Here is an 18175-nt window from a genome sequence, read left to right as displayed (position 1 = left end):
TGAGTCGGATTATTTACTCGTGATGTTCTACTCCCATTCTTATAATTATCAAAAGGAATTGATAATGAAGTTAGCTCCTCTCTTTTCAATTGGCGCTTTGGCCACTATTAGTCTTTTCGGCTGCTCCAATCAATCTGCTGATACCTCTGATGGTTCATCAGCGACTTCTCAAGAAACTACTGTTTTGCGCTTTTCGCATTTTTGGCCAGCTACTTCATCTATTAGCAAAGAAGTCTTTGAACCGTGGGCTAAGCAAATAGAGACAGATTCTGATGGTCGTCTAAAGGTAGAGTTGTATCCGTCGGCTGGTCTTGCCAAAGCAGATGTAACCTATGAGTCCGCTGCTAAAGGTACGATCGATATCGGCTCACAAGCACACGGTTATACCAATGGTCGTTTTCCTTTAACTCAGATCACTGAGCTACCAGGACTATCTAACTCAGCCACTCAAATGGGCTGTATGCTCCAAACCCTTTATGATGATGGTACTCTTGCTAGTGAGTATGAAGACTCACATCTGTTATTTATGTATGGTGCGGGACCTGGTTCACTTCATACCACAGATAAGCTGATTCGCACGCCTGAGGATATGAAAGGTATGCGTATTCGTCGTCCCTCTGCAGTCGCTGGTGATATTATCGAAAGTGCTGGTGCGTCCCCTGTAGGTCTACCTGCAAATGATATGTACACCTCTCTACAGCGTGGTGTCGTTGATGGTTTGAGTTTCCCTTGGGAAGCGGTGACAGCTTTTAAAATTGATGAAATTACTAAATATCATACCAACATTCCTTTTTACAGCTCAGCCCTCATGGTCACTATGAACAAAGATAAGTATGACAATTTACCTGATGACTTAAAGCAAGTCCTAGACAAAAACTCAGGCATGGCCCTAGCCAGCAAAGTTGGTGAAGTCTTTGATAAGCATGATCAGATGGCAATGCAAGCAGCCAAAGATAAAGGTGATGAGATCGTTGATATTCCTGATCCGTTGAATGATCCAAACTGGAAAGGACCGCTCGAAAAAGGAACACAAAAATATTTAAATGATGTTAATGCTTTAGGTCTAGATGCAAATGGTGTCTACGAAAAAGCCAAAGCTGCTAGTGCCGCCTGTAAAGTGGTATAACCCATTGGAGGTGTCACATGGCATTTTTAGTCAAGCTCAGTGTCTTAATTTCTAGATTGTGTCAGTTTATCGGCGGGGTCAGTCTTATTATTATCGTGCTGACCACCATGCTAGACGTTACTGCACGCTATATCTTCAAGCTTAGCGGCGGTGAGCTTGGCTTCACCGTCAAAGGCTCCGTCGAGATTGTTTCTTACTTCATGCTATTTGCATTGCTTGCCGCCTTTGCCGCTTTCGTTGAGCGCTCGCAAATCATCGTTGATGTTTTTACCCAAAAGATGCCGCAGTCTATCAAAGGCTACCTCATGGGCATCTTTATGCTGGGTTTTTTTGTCATCGGTGTCGTCTTCTCATGGGGTCTCTACGAGAGTGCCATTGATGCTGTCGAATACGGTAAGGTTACCCAAGACTTAAGACTGTCTATGATGCCTATTTATATGATTAGCGCATTCTTGAGCTTACTACTTGCCATTCGCTCATTGATCGAATCCATTAACATTTTTAAGACAGGCGAATTCTTTGACGCCGAGGAGACAGGCGCATGAGTCCAGAGATTATCGGAGCCATTGGCCTAGTTGTCATGATCCTGCTTGTCATCCTACGCGTACCCGTTGCCCTTGCTATGTTAGGTGTGGGCTTAGTAGGTTTCGGTGCGGTTACCGCGCCAAGTGGGGCACTACAAATGCTCAAAGACATCCCTGTTGATGTCTTAGCAAAGTATGATTTTAGTGCCATTCCCTTGTTTATTCTAATGGGCGTGTTTGCCACTCACTCTGGTATGGCAGGTAAGCTTTTTGAAGCCACTAGAACCATATTTGGCGGAGTGAGAGGTAGTCTGGGTATTGCAGGTATAGGATCGTCTGGTATCTTTGCCTCTATCTCAGGCTCATCACTTGCCACAGCGTCTACTATGACTAAAGTGGCGCTACCGCAAATGGAGAAGTATGGTTATCAGCCGGGATTTGCCTGCGGTATCTTAGCCGCTGGTGGTACTTTAGGTATCATGATTCCACCGAGTATTGCGTTACTCGTCTATGCCATCTTAACCCAGCAGTCGGTTGGTGATATGTTTATCGCAGGTTTTTTACCGGGTATGCTGGGCATGGTAATGTACTCTATCACCGTGATGATCATGGTACGCTGGAAACCGCATTTGGCACAGCGCGGCGAAAAAACGTCTTGGAAAGCCAAACTACTATCTTTGACGGGCTTAATCCCTTTTAGCTTTATCTTTATTGTGATTATTGCCGGTATCTTCTTTGGATTATTTACGCCAACAGAAGGGGCCGCAGTAGGAGCGTTTGTCTCTTGGGCTTATGCTTTTGCCAAAGGCATGCGTTTAGACGGTCTCAAGCAGTCATTGATTGAGACGTTAGCGCTCTCTGCCGTGGTGTTCTTTATGCTATTAGGTGCAGAGGCATTGGGTTATTTTATCTCAGTGTCGCGTTTATCATATTCGTTAGCATCTTGGATTGGTGGGTTGGCTGTTAGTCCAATGATTGTGCTGATCTGTATCCTGTTCATGTACTTCCTATTAGGACTGTTCATGGATGCGCTAGCAATGCTAGTAATCACTATTCCCGTTGTGTACCCAATTATATTAGCATTAGGGTTTGATCCAGTCTGGTTTGGCATTATTGCAGTATTGACGGTAGAGCTTGGTTTGATCACGCCACCGATGGGGATGAATATCTTTGTGATCAAGGCGATGGCACCGCACATTAAGTTGTCCGATATGTTCCGCGGGGTGGCTCCATTCATTGTCTCTGACGTGATTCGATTGGTAATCTTGGTGGCATTCCCTGCAATATCGCTGGTGTTGTTGGGGTAAGTCATACATAAAGTAACATAGATACACTGTTGTATACGGGGTATAACGCTAGAATGATTGAGAGACAGAAAGCCAAATGGACATTTTTATCATTATTCTGTCTTATAAAAATTATTCTAAAATCATATGGATGCGAAAAATATTATGACTATTGCTAAAAATATCGAGATCAGCAGTACTTCTGAAACCAGCTTTGAAGATGCTATTCAACAAGGTATCGCAAGAATCTCTAAGACAGTCAAGAATGTTGAAGGTGCTTGGATAAAAGAGCAAAAAGTAGGCGTTACTGATGGAAAAATCAGCAAATATCATGTCATTATGATTGTAAGCTTTGTCATCGATGATGGTACTGATATCAGCTAAACGTTGATAAAGATAAAAAAGACTGCGATTGCAGTCTTTTTTTTGCACAAAAAACGGTCATTAGTAGAACTACGATATACATGAGTAGCTACACGGCATACTTTTATATATAGTAAAATAAATCCTCTAATTCTCAATACTTATCATAGAAGCACATATTTATGGCTGTCGATTTTAGTAATACGCTCATTGTCGCAATCTCTGCAACGGCGCTTTTTGATTTAACAGAGTCGGAAAACTATTTATTAGCGTTATTAGAAGAGCGGCCTGAGAGCGCCATAAAAGAGTTTCGAGATTATATGACAGCGCGTGAAAACGATACGCTAAACAGTGGTGCAGGCTATCCATTGATCAAAGCGTTGCTAAACTTGAATAAGTATTGTGAAGATAAGCAGGATTTAGAAACGGAAACGCCTTTAGTAGAAGTCGTTATCGTCTCAAAAAGCAGCCCAGATACAGGCATTCAAGTGCTGAATGCAATTTTAGAACGCGGTATCAATATCTCACGCTCGGCGTTTATTTCAGGCAGTCCTGTAGCGCCCTATATCAAAGACTTTAATGTTGATCTGTTTTTGACCACCAATCGTGACGATGCCCAGCAGGTGGCTGATGCCAATATCTGTGCTTGTGCCATACTAGACGCAACGCCTGTCAACACTTATGAATTGGATACTCAGCAGCTACGTATTGCCTTTGATGGGGACGCGGTGCTGTTTGATGATTCAGGTGAGCTGCTGTACAAGCAAAAAGGATTGCGAGCCTTTCATGATCGTGAGGTGCAACTGCGTGATCTACCAATCGAAAAAGGCCCTTACGCTGAGTTGTTGATTAAACTATCAAATTTACAAGAGCGTCTACCAGCGGGACTCAAATATTCTCCAATCAAAATTGCTCTAGTGACAGCTCGTAATGCACCAGCTGACTTACGTGCCATAAAAACCTTGCGAGAGTGGGGCGTCAATGTGGATATGGCGTTTTTTTTGGGAGGGCTTGAGAAGACAGCGGTGCTCAGAACGTTTGCACCGCATATTTTCTTTGATGACTCAATCAAGCATATTGATGCAGCACGTCGTTTCATACCTACGGCACTCGTTCCCTATCATTCAACATCGTTGCTGCATGGGGACAGTTACTTAACCGCCAGTAAGGATGCATCACTGCTGTCGTTCAAGCCTGCTGTACGCCCGTTATTTGCTATAAATCAATAAAGCACATATAGATGCGTAAAATATAAAACATAGGATGGGATATGGATTGGCAGCAGTTGCTCAGCTTGATCGTGACACGAATAAAACAAGTTATCGGCTTATATGCTTTTGTACTCATACCGATGTGGGGAATGTTTTTTCTAAATGAAGTGGTGTTATTTGGTCTGTGGAATATCTTTGGTATTGTACCGCGTACGTTGGATGTAGGCAGTATGATTGGGGTATTTGCGTCATGGACCATGCATGGCAACCTGTCACATTTGACCGGCAATACCGTGACATTATTACAAATTTTATTTTTATTTGGGTTATTTGAAAAGAATGCCTATCGGACAATTATTAAGCTGATCATTGCTTCGGGATTGGTCACTTGGGTGATTGGATCACCGTCTTCTATCCATGTCGGCGCATCAGGATTGTGCTTTGCCATGTTCGGTTACATGATAGGTGGCGCTGTGTTTGCTAGGCGCTGGGGTTACCTGATTGCTTGTATTGTGATGGGTGCTGGCTATTGGCTAACCATCAAGCAAGGATTGATGCCGCAGCAAGGCATCTCGTTTGCTGCACACTTCGGTGGTTTATGCGCCGGATTACTATTGGGGGCTAACTCTAAACATACGTATTCAGTAACTGATCGGCGCTAATAGAAGCAACTTATTATCAGCGCTTAATGAAACAGCGTCGTCGTACTCAGCGTTATGGAGTCAGACGCTTGCATCAGTACAGACCCTGATAAATAAAAGGTCGTCTGTAGCCAGTTCTCGCCATGCGGTAGTTTGTTTGACGTGTTCATCAATCGTAAGATTACTGTTTTTCTGCGGTATCACATAGTCTGCCCGAGCAGGGGTGTCACAGTCGATCACTTGTAGGATCTTTTGCACACTTCTGCGCCTCTCAAACAGATACAAATTGACCAAATGCATATTTGGGTCATCTACCTGCACGCTAGCATTGCCAGTATCTGCCGCGATAAAGCGCAAGACTTGCGGCTTAATATAAGACCAGGGGCGAAACCACTCTGTACTTTCGGCAGTTTTGACAACATTGACCCCTTTGGGCAATTGACTCACTTGTTGGTCATACCAGTTGTACTCTTGATGTATTTGAAATCCAAAAATACCAATTGCAGCAAACAAGGGCACCAGCCACCTTGGCGCGCGCTTACCTGACAGCTTACTGAGATGCGCTATGATCAACGCCACCCCAGCCATACCGAATGCGGCAGTTATGGTAGCGATAAACTCAAAAAGCATAAGTATTCCTTAATGCACTAGGCACTTGTCGTCAGGTGTGTTTAACAGTATAAGTACCGTCTAAAAATTATTCTAATCGGTGTCAGATAAAAAATCACTCACCGGCAGTGACTGCTAGTGAGTGAGATAGAGTAACAGAATGCATATCATTATTCGTCAAATTAATGATCGACTGCACCGCCAGCACCGCGTGGTGAACGAACACTCTCAACCAAATCTTGAATGTGTAGTGGTGGTGCTTTGGTCGCATAAGAGACAATGAATGCGACGATAAAGTTAAGCAATGCACCAACCGCACCAAATGATAATGGTGAGATACCAAATAGCCAGTACTCTGCAGTATCAGGGAAGTTGGCAGTACCGCTGATAAAGAACCAGCCTTTGAACACAAAGATATAAACCAAGATACTAATCAAACCTGTCAACATACCAGCGATGGCGCCAATATTGTTAATACGTTTTGAGAAAATACCCATCATTAAGGCTGGGAAAAGGGACGCACCAGCGATACCAAATGCGAGTGCGACAACCTGCGCGGCAAACCCTGGCGGATTCATTCCTAGATAGGTCGCAATGACAATCGCGACACCCATAGTGATACGAGCAACTCGTAGCTCTCCCTTATCAGTAATGTTTGGATTAAGGTTTCGCTTGATCAAGTCATGACTGATTGCTGATGAGATAGCAAGTAAGAGACCAGCGGCAGTGGATAGTGCAGCAGCAAGACCACCTGCGGCAATGAGACCGACTACCCAAGGTGGTAGCTGTGCAATTTCTGGATTGGCCAATACCAAGATATCAGCATTGACATCCAGCTCGTTACCGGCCCAGCCTGCATCGGCAAAGCGGCCATCAACTTCTGTATCGTGGGCGATACGTGCAGTTTCGACAGCAGTCGTCGCAGCAGCTATATCGCCGCCTTCGGTTTGTGCGTTGGTCAGTGCAATCTCTGCTGCACCAAGTCCACTATCGTTGTACATCTGAATACGACCATCGTTGTTAAGGTCAGTATATTTGATTAGACCAGTATCTTCCCATGTTCTCATCCAGTCAGGACGTTGATCATAGTTAATAGCAGGCTCTGCAACCCCTTGTGGGTAGATAGTATCAACAAGGTTTAGACGGGCCATTGCCCCAACGGCAGGTGCCGTAAAGTACAATAGCGAGATAAATACCAATGTCCAACCAGCTGTCCAGCGAGCATCGGCAACTTTAGGAACGGTAAAAAATCGAATAATAACGTGTGGTAGACCCGCTGTACCAATCATGAGTGATAACGTAAATAGCACCATGTTTAGCTTATTAGGTACGTCAGCGGTATATGCTGTGAAGCCCAAATCAGTGACTACTTGATCAAGCTTGGTCAAGATAGGAACACCAGATTCAATATGGTTTGAAAACAAGCCCAAACCTGGAATCGGATTGCCCGTTAATTCAAGTGAGATAAAGACAGCAGGAATCGTATAAGCAATGATCAGAACCACATACTGCGCAACCTGCGTATAGGTAATCCCTTTCATGCCTCCAAGAACCGCGTAAAAGAAAACAACGACGGCCGCGATAATAAGACCTGTGTCGTTATCGACTTCTAAGAAACGTGAAAATGCAACACCAGCACCTGTCATCTGACCGATAACATACGTGGTAGAGGCGATAATCAAACAAACAACAGCAATCATGGCAGCTGTTTTTGAATAAAAACGATCGCCAATGAAGTCAGGCACGGTAAATTTACCAAACTTGCGCAAATAGGGCGCAAGTAACATGGCTAATAGTACATAACCACCTGTCCAACCCATCAGATAGGTTGAGGCGCCATAACCACCAGCAGCAAGCAAACCTGCCATAGAAATAAAGGAAGCGGCACTCATCCAGTCAGCTGCGGTTGCCATACCGTTCACAACAGGGTGGACACCGCCGCCTGCTACATAAAACTCACTGGTAGATCCTGCACGAGCCCAAATCGCAATACCGAAGTATAGAGCGAATGATAGACCCACAAAAATAATATTAATGACATACTGGCTCATAGTCTATTCCTCGTCTACGCCATATTGTTTATCTAACTTATTCATACGCCAGGCGTAGAAGAAAATTAAAATAATAAACACCACGATGGATCCCTGCTGGGCGAACCAAAAGCCCAAGTCAGTACCACCAACCTTGATGCCGGCTAAAAGAGGACGTAGCAAGATGGCAAAGCCGTAAGAACATAGCGCCCAGATAACTAGGCTACCTGCAATGAGACGAATATTGGCTCGCCAATATCCAGATGGATCGTTATGACCTTTCATAGGACAACTCCTTTTGTCTTACCTAAAAATATCCACTATATAAAACGCCTTGAACTATTTTTATGATAAATACTGTCATAGAAATAGACTGCAACTACCTTATATAGTGCCAATGACGATGCACCGCCACATATGTATTTATCGGCAATTATTTAGCAAAATAAATACAGTGTTGGACACGACATTGAACCCTTGAATACAACTATCAAATAGCAAATATAGGATTTATCGAGGAAGACAGAAGGGTAGGACTATCCGATGTCTTTTTCTTAATCTCGTCTTCCTGACAAGAGTTCTAACAATTTTAACGCTCTAAGTGCAAATGCAAACTGCAAATTATAAAATAGCACCAACGAATGTAGGGTTATCTTAGCACGATTAAATAAATATGATTATAAACAACAAATCATATCTAACGTCATTTTTGCCAAAAATTAGTTTGGAAAAGGTAGCGATAAGTAAGTGCATTACTGAAAGTGTACGACAAATATCCAGTATATGCATTTAATTTATTACTCAATATATTCTATATAAGATGATTTACAAAGATTATTTATTTCAAAAATAAAAATAAGGAACCAATAACCAAACGTGATGGTCGCACGTGACTGAATATCTATATCATGCACAGGACATTTTGGTATCGAGCAATATGACAGAGTTGTTTGACTAAGATTTTGATCAATCAAAATACGGTATCAATGCAAAATTTAAATGAAGTATATAAAGTGTGAATAAGGAGTCCGCATGAATGAAGGGGTAATCGGGTGGTTTAATAGCATCGTCAATTATGGTGTTGGCATTATTTGGGGTAATAACGATTGGTTGATCGCGAGCAACCCTTGGTACGGGCTACTAATGTTCTTACTGATAGGTGCGGGTCTTTACTTCACCGTTGCTACACGATTTATCCAGTTTCGGCACTTTGGTCATATGTGGAAGCTGCTGCGTGTATCTAACCAAGGACGCAAAGATGGCGGTATCAGCTCATTTGAAGCATTAATGACGTCACTGGCAGCACGCGTAGGTACTGGTAACTTGGCAGGGGTGGCGATTGCAATCTATTTAGGTGGTCCGGGCGCTGTGTTCTGGATGTGGATGACGGCGCTTGTTGGTATGTCGACAAGCTTTATCGAATCAACTTTGGCACAAGCATATAAAGTACCGCATAATGATAATGTGTATCGCGGTGGACCTGCTTACTATATTGAAAAAGGTCTGGGCAAGCGCTGGCTTGCGGTATTTTTCTCGTTGTGTTTGTTGGTGGCTTTCGGTCTAGCATTCAACGGCGTACAGTCCAATACCATTGCCCAAGCTACCAATGAAGCGTTTGGTATTCCAACGTGGATGACAGGATTAGTATTGGTAGTATTGGTAGCGCCAGTGGTATTCGGCGGGTTACGTTCAGTGGCTCGTATCGCAGGCAAAATCGTACCCGTTATGGCGATCTTGTATATTTTGCTAGCACTATTCATTATCGTCACTAACTTTAGTCAATTCCCAGCAGCAATCGCATTGATTGTAAAATCAGCATTTGGTTTTGAGCAAGCGGCAGGCGGTGTGATCGGTTATGGTATTGCGCAGGCCATGATTAACGGTATCAAACGTGGTCTGTTCTCTAACGAGGCAGGTATGGGCTCAGCACCGAATGCTGCGGCAACAGCAAAGAGTCATCCTGATCATCCAGCAGTACAAGGGTTTATGCAGATGCTGGGCGTGTTTATGGATACGCTTATTATTTGTACCGCAACAGCATCAATCATCATATTATCTGGCGTGGTCGATCCCAATGTCGAACAAGAAGGTATTCAGCTAACCCAGCTAGCGCTATCGCAGTATGTGGGCGACTTAGGTGTGATATTCGTCGCAATTGCGATTTTCTTCTTCTCATTCACCTCTATCATTGCCAATTATAGCTATGGTGAATCAAATCTTGAGTTTATCTCTGGTGCGAAAAATGCCAAAGTGATGATTATGATTTTTCGCTTTTTAGTGCTCGGTATGGTGTTTGTTGGTGCTGTTGCCAGTCTACCTGCTATATGGAACTTTGCTGACTTGTCTATGGGTCTGATGGCACTAGTCAACTTGGTGGCTATTTTAATGCTATCTCCTGTAGCGCTGAGAATCTTGCGTGACTACGAGCGTCAGGTAAGAGAAGGTAAAACAGGCGATCAGATTAAATTTAACCCTGATAATTTCGTAAAACTCAAAAATGAAGCCAACCGTGATGCGTGGATAGATTGAGTAGTATTGATTGGTAACACTGCTTGTTCTAAGCATTAAAAAACCGCCTTTCTCCTACGAAGAGAAGGGCGGTTTTTATTGGAGTGCAGTTTTAATGATCTTAACTACACCAGCGTGAACCAGAATTACTCTGATTTACATGTTTGGATAGTTTGGACCACCGCCACCTTCTGGTGTTACCCAAGTGATGTTCTGTGAAGGATCCTTGATATCACAAGTCTTACAATGTACACAGTTCTGCGCATTGATGACAAACTTAGCACCTTCAGCATCTTTGACCACTTCATATACACCCGCTGGGCAGTATAGACGTGCAGGCTCAGCATATAACGGTAAGTTGATCGAAACAGGTACCGTCGGATCAGTCAATTTTAGATGCGTTGGTTGATCTTCTGCATGGTTGGTATTAGAGATAAACACCGACGACAACTTATCAAATACCAGTTTACCATCAGGCTTGAGGTAAGTAGGTTGATAAGCGTGGTTAGCACGCTCTAACTGATCATAGTCCGGAGTGTTATCATGTATGGTTAATGGCATCTTACCTTTTAGCAAGTTGTGCTCGATAAAGATAAAAGCACCGCCCATGAACTGCCCCATACGATGCATCGCTGGTGAGAAGTTGCGTGACTCATAGTTGTCTTGATATAACCAAGACTCTTTGTACATGGTGCTATAGGCAACCACTTCATCATGCTGACGATCTGCTTGCAATGCCTCAAAGATCGCTTCGGCTGCGAGCATACCTGACTTCATCGAAGTATGAGTACCTTTGATTTTTGCTGGGTTCAAGAAACCTGCATCATCACCCACCAATACGCCGCCTGGGAAGGTAAACTTCGGCAGTGAGTTAAGACCACCTTTGGTCAACGCACGGGCGCCATAAGAGATACGCTTGCCACCTTCTAATACATTCTTGATAACAGGGTGTGTTTTCAAGCGCTGCATTTCATCAAAGGGAGACATGTAAGGGTTGTGGTAAGACAAATCAGCCACAAGACCAAAACTTACTTGATTGTTTTCATCAAAGTATAACCACCAGCCGCCAGTTGAGCCAGTCTCAGTCAATGGCCAGCCAAGACCGTGCATGACAACGCCTTGCTCATGCTTCTCAGGGTCGACGTCCCACAGCTCTTTTAGACCAATACCATAGTGCTGAGCATCAGAGTCTTTGTCTAGATCAAAACGGCTAATCAAACGCTTACCCAAGTGACCACGGCTACCTTCAGCAAAGATAGTGTATTTGGCAAGAAGCTCGTAACCCGGCTCAAAGCTAGGCTTGGCTTCACCATTCGCAGCCACACCCATGTCACCCGTCAACACACCTCGTACCGAGCCATCGTCGTTGTACAAAATATCATCGGCAGGAAAGCCTGGGAACATCATGACTTCAAGCTCTTCTGCTTGTACCGCTAACCAGCGAACCACATTACCCAATGACACGATGTAGTTGCCATCATTATGCATAGGTCCTGGAATCAACGAGTGAGGCACTTTGGTTGAGCGTGTGGCAGAGTTTAAGTAATAAAAACGGTCTTCTGTCGCCGGCACATTAAGCGGCGCGCCTTTTTCTTTCCAGTCCGGAATCAGCTCATTGAGCGCACGTGGCTCGATGACTGCACCAGATAACGTATGAGCACCAAACTCTGAGCCTTTTTCGACCACACACACCATAAACTCGTCGTTACCTGCTTCGATAGCGAGCTGGCGTAAACGAATAGCAGCAGACAGACCTGCAGGTCCACCACCAACGATGATAACGTCGAATTCCATTGATTCGCGCTCGATTTCAGGTTCCGCTGCCACAGGCTCTACAACTGGAGCTGCTGTCTCTGTTGCTACTGGTGCATCAGCATTCACAGTGTTGTCATCAACGACTGGCGCTTGATTGTCTTGCTCTTGCATACCTACTCCTAAACTTTAGTGGCTTATCTCAGGGCATCATTAGCTTAACAACTGAATAATAGACTTGCGGCGCTAACGTCACTCAGACATATGGCTGCCCGATAAAACTGTCTTTGCGGTATCAGTTAATACGTCGGTGTCGTGAATAATTTATTCAAGGATATCAACACATAACGTAAATTATGTCATTAACATAATGACCGCTTGACCATCTTAATAAAAAATCGTTACTCATTATAAAAGAAAAGTCCTACAAACACGATACGCATTTATGAGTATAGGTGTTAAGGTTATATTGAATAAACGACTGTGCTTGAACAATATCGTTTCATCATACCCGAAACAAAAATTTATAGTAATAATAGATTTGCCAAACTTTGAATACTAAATAAAGGATTGAGCGATGAGTAATGATAATAACAAGACTAATGAAGATGTAAATCACAGTGCTGAAGCCCCAATTGATAAGGCCTCTAGCATCAATAATGTAGATGCATTAAGTCAATATCTCAAGTCTGCTGCTGGGGCGCGTGAAGGGCTTGCGATACCACCACTCGACAAATGGCATCCTGAAGATATTGCCGATATGGATCTGGTCATAAAAGCAAACGGTGAGTGGTGGCATGAAGGTGGAAAAATGACCCGTGAGTCATTGGTCAGTTTGTTTGCTACTATTTTGTGGAAAGAAGAAAATAACGGCATTACTGAGTATTTTCTAAAGACACCAGTACAAAAAATACGGATTCAAGTAGAGGATGCCCCGCTTCTAATTAACGATGTTGGTATCGTCCATGAAGACGATATGAGTTGGTTGGAGTTTACGACGACAACTGGCGATGTAGTGCGTTTGGATGATGAGCATCAAATTACACTACAAGTGTATAATTCTGAAAATAATGATAAAGCGGTGCCTGCAGATTATTCGCTGGACATTGAGCATAACGACGTTGAGAATGAAAACTTTGAAAGTGAAAGCCTCAATAGTGAAAACATGGATCACAGTAAAAACGTTACGACCGATGAGCCAGTACGCCCTTATATGCTAGTCAGAAATGGCTTGACCGCGCTTATTGGACGCAATACCTTTTACCATTTGGCAGAGATTGGTGAATTGACAGAACGCAATGGTGAGACCATATTGACTTTACGGAGTGGTGGACAGGATTACTCATTATCTATGTCAGCTAATTAAGCTATTAAGCTGCAATAATGCAATAGATAGCAATCAATAGAGAGACGTCTATTGATTGCTATATGATGGCGAATGTTATAAGTTTATAACTTTCACAAATTATAGTGGTCTGATAATGGCTTGCTACGTTGAGATTCGCCGTACAATTAAGCTGTCTTTGGATCATGACCAAACACTGGAATCACACAAAGCGTGAGACGTTTAATTGAGTGATGAAAACATACATAACATGAAGATAATCACATGCATACAAAACTGGCGGTAGAGTAGACATGGATACTACCGCAAATAACATCATGACAGTGGAGCCTGTGCAAGCAAATTCTCTAGCGCGCGTAAACACTTTAGACGGTAATTCTGTTAAAGACGCTAGGATCGATAAAGCTGATATCAGTAAAAACAGTATTGGTAAAAGCAGTATCGGTGAAAACAATATGGCTGCTAATTGTAAAGCGCGTCATGCGCCAATAGGATTGTTTGATTCTGGCGTTGGTGGTTTATCTGTTTATCTACATTTAGCTCAACAACTACCCGCTGAACATTATATATATTACGCTGATACCCTCAATGTCCCCTATGGCAACCGCGATAGCGAGGACATTGAGACGTTGACATTGAATGCGGTGGAATGGCTGTATCAGCAAGGTTGCAAGTTGATCGTTATTGCCTGTAATAGCGCGTCCGCTTATGCTTTAGACAGAGCAAGACGTTGCTACCCAGAGCTGCCTATTGTCGGCTTAGTACCAGCACTAAAGCCTGCTGTATTGGCCAGCAAGAGTGGACATGTTGCAGTGCTGGCTACCAAAGCCACTTTGAATGGTACATTGCTCAATGATGTCATTAGCAATGTGGCTGACCCTAATGGCACATTGGTTACTAAGTATTTTGATCCACAATTGGTGCCTTGGGTAGAGTCTGGGATGCCAGTGCAAGACGAAACCGCACAGCGATTGCGTCAACAGATACAAGCATTTGCTGATAATGGCGTGGATCAGCTGGTGTTAGGTTGTACGCATTACCCATTTTTCAAAGCATTTTTGCTTGATGAAATTGTACGACAGCAGCTATCGATACAAGTGATTGACTCTGGGCAAGCAATCGCTGAGCGAGTCAAGCAGTTACTGGTAGCAAATCAGATGTCTGCAAGCTTAGATAGTGAAACAAAAGATTATCATTCAGAAGTGAGTAGTAAAACAAAAGTTGATATTAGTTATCCATTAACTTTTCATGCTACCAAATATAGTGATAGACTAGGCGCTTTAGTTGTGCGTTTGCTTGGTAGAGAGACTGTGCTGCAATACCACACTGGGTAAGTGCTGATAGTGCTATTTAAGCTAATCCTTACTCATTTTGTTGATTTATTTGAAACAAGCTGAGTGCAGTTTTGTTAGAATATGCTAGGCTGCGCAGAACAAGATATTTGTGCTCTATTTCATCTTACACCTATTTATGCCATCACCTAAGCTCAGAGGTAATTGTGCCAAACCGCCGCTATCACCATATTCATGTTATATGCGCTGACAACGATCAATCGTTAGTCTTGGATAGCTTAGCGATATTTTTTCAAGCACGTGCATTTTTGACTTATGATGTGTCTAGCAAGCTCCCCAAAGCCTCTTTATATGGTCGTCAATGCATAGATTCCTGTGATTATGCGTTGATGATTATTGGAGACAGCTACGGAACTGTGCAAAAGAATGGTGTCAGTCAGATGCATCTGAGTTATCTAAATGCCAAAGCCAAGCTCAAACCATTGTTAATCCTGGCAAAGAAACACCATCATGAACTGGATGTTAGCCGGCAACTACAAGAGCTCATCAAAACGGTATCTAAGCAAGACAATCAAATATATTATTATGATTCAGAAGATGATATTGAGCCGCTACTCGTCCAAGCCTACTACAACACATTGGCGAGTAATAGAGTAGAGGGTGGCTGGATAAGAGCCACCGAAGAGATTATCAAATTTAGCAATCAGACTGTTGCTGAAAGATTTGCTGATATTTTGGCAATCAATAAAAATACAAAAAAACAAGCTCCTGTAGAGGATAACTTTGCGGATGACAACGTCAGCCAGCCCATTGTATTGACAGAGACTTTCACTGTTAAATACACCGCTCAAGCCTATGAAGGTGGTAATCTAAAAGACGTGACTCGCGAAATTACCTTATCTTGGCAAGAGATATTGGTTGCTCTAGTAAAAATACCTTCTACGTTTTCTAGCTACGGTCTACAAAACGCTATCAACCGTCTAATCGCACCAAAAGCTGAGATAGACATCAAGAATGATATGCCAAATGTTCACGCTGTCTCACGTTGCCAAATCGCTCAAGATGACTTAAACAACTTACAGCGTCAACTGGTAAGCGCAAATTGGATACAGCTGACGACCTATGGTACGCGGCTATCACAAGAGCTTTGGAAGCTCACTTTTTATGCAAAAAATTTACTAGTAAGTAATTCCTCCCAAACACACGAGTAAAGCCAGTTCTTGGCGTACACTAACCTTGTGACATTCAATAAAAAATCCGAAAAAACACCACTTCTGTCTATGGCTACGTTTTGTAATACAAAGCATACGCGTCACTGGTTGTGAATCGACTCAGGACTCGTGATAATAAGAACCATCAGATAACGATCTTATCTTTATTAAAACTTGTAGCAATTAAAAATACATAAAATGCAAAACAACATTGATCTATTAAGGAGAACACATAATGAGTAACGATAAAAATGACAAACTGTTAAGCGAGATTGATGGTCTAGAAAAAAGCATGCATGACGCCGATCAGTTTCACACGTTAGAAGAGCAAGTGGCAGACATGAAGCGTCGTGGCATTGATCCAAGCCAAGCCTACAAAGATTTGGATAGAAAAGCAGAAGACGAAGACTGGGGCGATGCCACTTGGAAAGAAAACGGTAAGTGGGAACCGAAAACTGCTGCTGATCTAGATGACAATGCTCGTGAAAATTGGGATGGTGATAACGGTAAGCCAAACCCACCACCTATTGTCTAGATCTGTAATGACTAATGTAGTTAATACAAACTCACAATGACAGACCCGCATTGATACATAAGAAGTGAAAAAAGCCACGCTATGATTAGCGTGGCTTTTTTAGTGCTCTAAGATAAAGTGGTTCAATAAGTTGTTATAACCCTTCGTCAATACGAACCAGCTTAATCGTACCATCGGCACTAGTGGTGCGGCGATAGCGTGCATTGCTAGAGGGTGATGGACTGATCGATGTTTGAGACGAATAGCTATTGGGCGTTGTTTGTTGCTGAATCAGTTGACCCATACGATCGGCTGGTGCAGGGTTTAATGGTTGCCCGTACTGAGTTTGGCTTGGTGCTGAACTGCCAACGATAGCGCGATAGAATTTTTGGCCTGCGCGTCCGTCAGCTGGAAAAATACCACGGCTAGATTGATATTGTTGAATAGCGGTACGGGTGTTGTCGCCGATGATGCCATCAACGCCGCCAATATCATAACCAGCATTGAGCAATGCTTGTTGGATATCTTTTGCCTGCTGGCGACTGATACCAGGATCATCTGTCGGCCATGCAGTTACAAAGTCGGTTTTACTACTGTCTTCACGAGTGACCAAGTCTGATAAGTGCGCGATAGCTAGGGCGTAGTTTTCTGAGGCGTTATAAGAGTAAAACGTATCGAAGTTTTTGCCGACTAGAAACGCAGGACCATCGATACCAGCAGGTAGCAATAAGCCAGCACTACTTAAATCATAAGGTAGTGGGCTACCGTTAGCGAGGATCAGACCTTGATTGCGCCAGTGGCTGATAGACTTTTTATCTTTACGATTTGAGGCCGCCCAAAATCCATTAGGTAATTTGACCTCGTAACCCCAAGGCTCACCCGTACGATAGCCACGATTATCTAAGAAGTTTGCGGTAGAAGCGAGCGCATCAGGAACACTATTGACCAAATCTCGGCGCCCGTCACCATCGAAATCTACTGCCAACTCCAAAAAGGTGCTGGGCATAAACTGCGTCTGTCCAAAAGCACCTGCCCATGATCCTGTCATATCACTAGGTGCAATGTCGCCGTTTTGCACAATCTTTAGGGCATTGGCATACTCACCTTGGAAGTAGCTTTGACGACGATCAAAGCAAGACAATGTTGCCAATGATTCGAACAATGGTTTTTTACCTAATGTCTGACCAAAGTTAGACTCTACGCCCCACACACCCAGTACGTGTTCGGCTTTGACACCGTAGCGTGCCTCAATTTGGCGAAGCGTTGAGCCCCATTGACGCTTGGCTCGGATGCCATCTTCGACACGCTCTTTATCTACTAGTGATGATAAATAGTCCCAGACATCTTTTTGAAACTCTGGCTGGTAGTTAAGCGATTGAATAACGCTTGGATCAGGCTGGCTTGGACGATAATTGTTAAAGGTGTAGCTATTCACGCCGCTAAATTTGCTTGAATTTTTTAGACCATCCAAACACTGCTGGAATTCACTGTTAGATAAATCCGGTGCTGGTGGCTGAGCGGCTTGAGCGGTGCTTGCGAGGCTAATGCCAACTGCAACACTAAGCAGTGACATGGTAGAGAAGGGAGTAAAACGCATGAAAATATCCTATAAACGTCAAAGTGGTTACCAAAAGGCAGATAACAAAAGGTAAAACATGATATTAACGTAGAGTAACCAATCTAAACAGTAAAGAAAAGCTGCCGAAGTACCAAGATTATAAATGGTTACGATAAATTGACGATGGCGTGAGGTTGGGAGAGGG

Annotated in this window: 16 protein-coding genes; 11 read left to right on the top strand and 5 right to left on the bottom strand. The window is 43.3% G+C overall.

Translation table 11 applies throughout. The annotated features are described in order from the left end of the window. Window positions 1-64: 64 nt before the first annotated feature. The 6 genes from AC5JPT_RS08155 to AC5JPT_RS08130 all read left to right on the top strand — a co-directional run bounded on the left by AC5JPT_RS08155 (window position 65) and on the right by AC5JPT_RS08130 (window position 5172). Entirely contained in the window at window positions 65-1126 is a 1062-nt protein-coding gene (locus tag AC5JPT_RS08155; RefSeq protein WP_493857744.1) for a TRAP transporter substrate-binding protein, read from the top strand. A gap of 17 nt (window positions 1127-1143) precedes the next feature. Then, window positions 1144-1671 carry a TRAP transporter small permease gene (locus AC5JPT_RS08150; RefSeq protein WP_493857743.1) on the top strand — a complete coding sequence of 176 codons (528 nt, stop codon included), beginning with the start codon at window positions 1144-1146 and terminating at the stop codon, window positions 1669-1671. Continuing rightward, window positions 1668-2957 (top strand): TRAP transporter large permease, encoded by a 1290-nt coding sequence (locus tag AC5JPT_RS08145; protein WP_493844191.1) that lies wholly within the window; start codon window positions 1668-1670, stop codon window positions 2955-2957. The genes AC5JPT_RS08150 and AC5JPT_RS08145 overlap by 4 nt, the downstream gene beginning before the upstream one ends. A gap of 144 nt (window positions 2958-3101) precedes the next feature. After that, window positions 3102-3320 carry a dodecin family protein gene (locus AC5JPT_RS08140; RefSeq protein ID WP_057761866.1) on the top strand — a complete coding sequence of 73 codons (219 nt, stop codon included), beginning with the start codon at window positions 3102-3104 and terminating at the stop codon, window positions 3318-3320. A gap of 161 nt (window positions 3321-3481) precedes the next feature. Then, complete coding sequence (locus AC5JPT_RS08135) at window positions 3482-4528, top strand: 5'-nucleotidase (RefSeq protein WP_493857742.1); 1047 nt, start codon at window positions 3482-3484, stop codon at window positions 4526-4528. 41 nt (window positions 4529-4569) lie between these two features. Beyond that, entirely contained in the window at window positions 4570-5172 is a 603-nt protein-coding gene (locus AC5JPT_RS08130) for a rhomboid family intramembrane serine protease (protein ID WP_493844193.1), read from the top strand. Window positions 5173-5232: 60 nt separating this feature from the next. On the opposite strand, the gene AC5JPT_RS08125 is transcribed toward AC5JPT_RS08130, so the two are convergent. From AC5JPT_RS08125 to AC5JPT_RS08115, 3 genes are all read right to left on the bottom strand, one after another. Further along, window positions 5233-5781, bottom strand: a complete 549-nt coding sequence (locus AC5JPT_RS08125) for a hypothetical protein (RefSeq protein WP_493857741.1) — start codon at window positions 5779-5781, stop codon at window positions 5233-5235. A 161-nt stretch (window positions 5782-5942) separates the two neighbouring features. Then, a complete protein-coding gene (locus AC5JPT_RS08120) occupies window positions 5943-7811 on the bottom strand; it encodes a sodium:solute symporter family protein (RefSeq protein ID WP_493857740.1) in 1869 nt (622 codons plus the stop codon). A 3-nt stretch (window positions 7812-7814) separates the two neighbouring features. After that, window positions 7815-8075 carry a DUF4212 domain-containing protein gene (locus tag AC5JPT_RS08115; protein ID WP_319051064.1) on the bottom strand — a complete coding sequence of 87 codons (261 nt, stop codon included), beginning with the start codon at window positions 8073-8075 and terminating at the stop codon, window positions 7815-7817. A gap of 747 nt (window positions 8076-8822) precedes the next feature. Between AC5JPT_RS08115 and AC5JPT_RS08110 the strand changes: the two genes are divergently transcribed. Then, on the top strand, window positions 8823-10319 hold the full coding sequence (locus AC5JPT_RS08110; protein ID WP_493857739.1) for an alanine/glycine:cation symporter family protein: 1497 nt from the start codon (window positions 8823-8825) through the stop codon (window positions 10317-10319). A gap of 135 nt (window positions 10320-10454) precedes the next feature. Here the strand turns inward: AC5JPT_RS08110 and AC5JPT_RS08105 are convergent, their stop codons facing one another. After that, window positions 10455-12092, bottom strand: coding sequence for an electron transfer flavoprotein-ubiquinone oxidoreductase (locus AC5JPT_RS08105; RefSeq protein ID WP_319051073.1), 1638 nt, complete (start codon window positions 12090-12092; stop codon window positions 10455-10457). A 535-nt stretch (window positions 12093-12627) separates the two neighbouring features. Between AC5JPT_RS08105 and AC5JPT_RS08100 the strand changes: the two genes are divergently transcribed. The 4 genes from AC5JPT_RS08100 to AC5JPT_RS08085 all read left to right on the top strand — a co-directional run bounded on the left by AC5JPT_RS08100 (window position 12628) and on the right by AC5JPT_RS08085 (window position 16433). Continuing rightward, window positions 12628-13416, top strand: coding sequence for a DUF1285 domain-containing protein (locus tag AC5JPT_RS08100; protein ID WP_493857738.1), 789 nt, complete (start codon window positions 12628-12630; stop codon window positions 13414-13416). A gap of 434 nt (window positions 13417-13850) precedes the next feature. Continuing rightward, entirely contained in the window at window positions 13851-14729 is an 879-nt protein-coding gene (murI, locus tag AC5JPT_RS08095; RefSeq protein ID WP_493858448.1) for a glutamate racemase, read from the top strand. 164 nt (window positions 14730-14893) lie between these two features. Next, window positions 14894-15898, top strand: coding sequence for a DUF4062 domain-containing protein (locus AC5JPT_RS08090; RefSeq protein ID WP_493857737.1), 1005 nt, complete (start codon window positions 14894-14896; stop codon window positions 15896-15898). Window positions 15899-16133: 235 nt separating this feature from the next. Further along, on the top strand, window positions 16134-16433 hold the full coding sequence (locus tag AC5JPT_RS08085; protein WP_493844197.1) for a hypothetical protein: 300 nt from the start codon (window positions 16134-16136) through the stop codon (window positions 16431-16433). A 133-nt stretch (window positions 16434-16566) separates the two neighbouring features. Here the strand turns inward: AC5JPT_RS08085 and AC5JPT_RS08080 are convergent, their stop codons facing one another. Next, window positions 16567-18009 (bottom strand): lytic murein transglycosylase, encoded by a 1443-nt coding sequence (locus AC5JPT_RS08080; RefSeq protein ID WP_493857736.1) that lies wholly within the window; start codon window positions 18007-18009, stop codon window positions 16567-16569. Window positions 18010-18175: the final 166 nt, after the last annotated feature.

The sequence above is a fragment of the Psychrobacter sp. H26 genome, assembly GCF_059073035.1.
The sequence above is the reverse complement of the archived record's forward strand: the minus strand, read 5'-3'. Positions and strand labels throughout refer to the sequence as shown.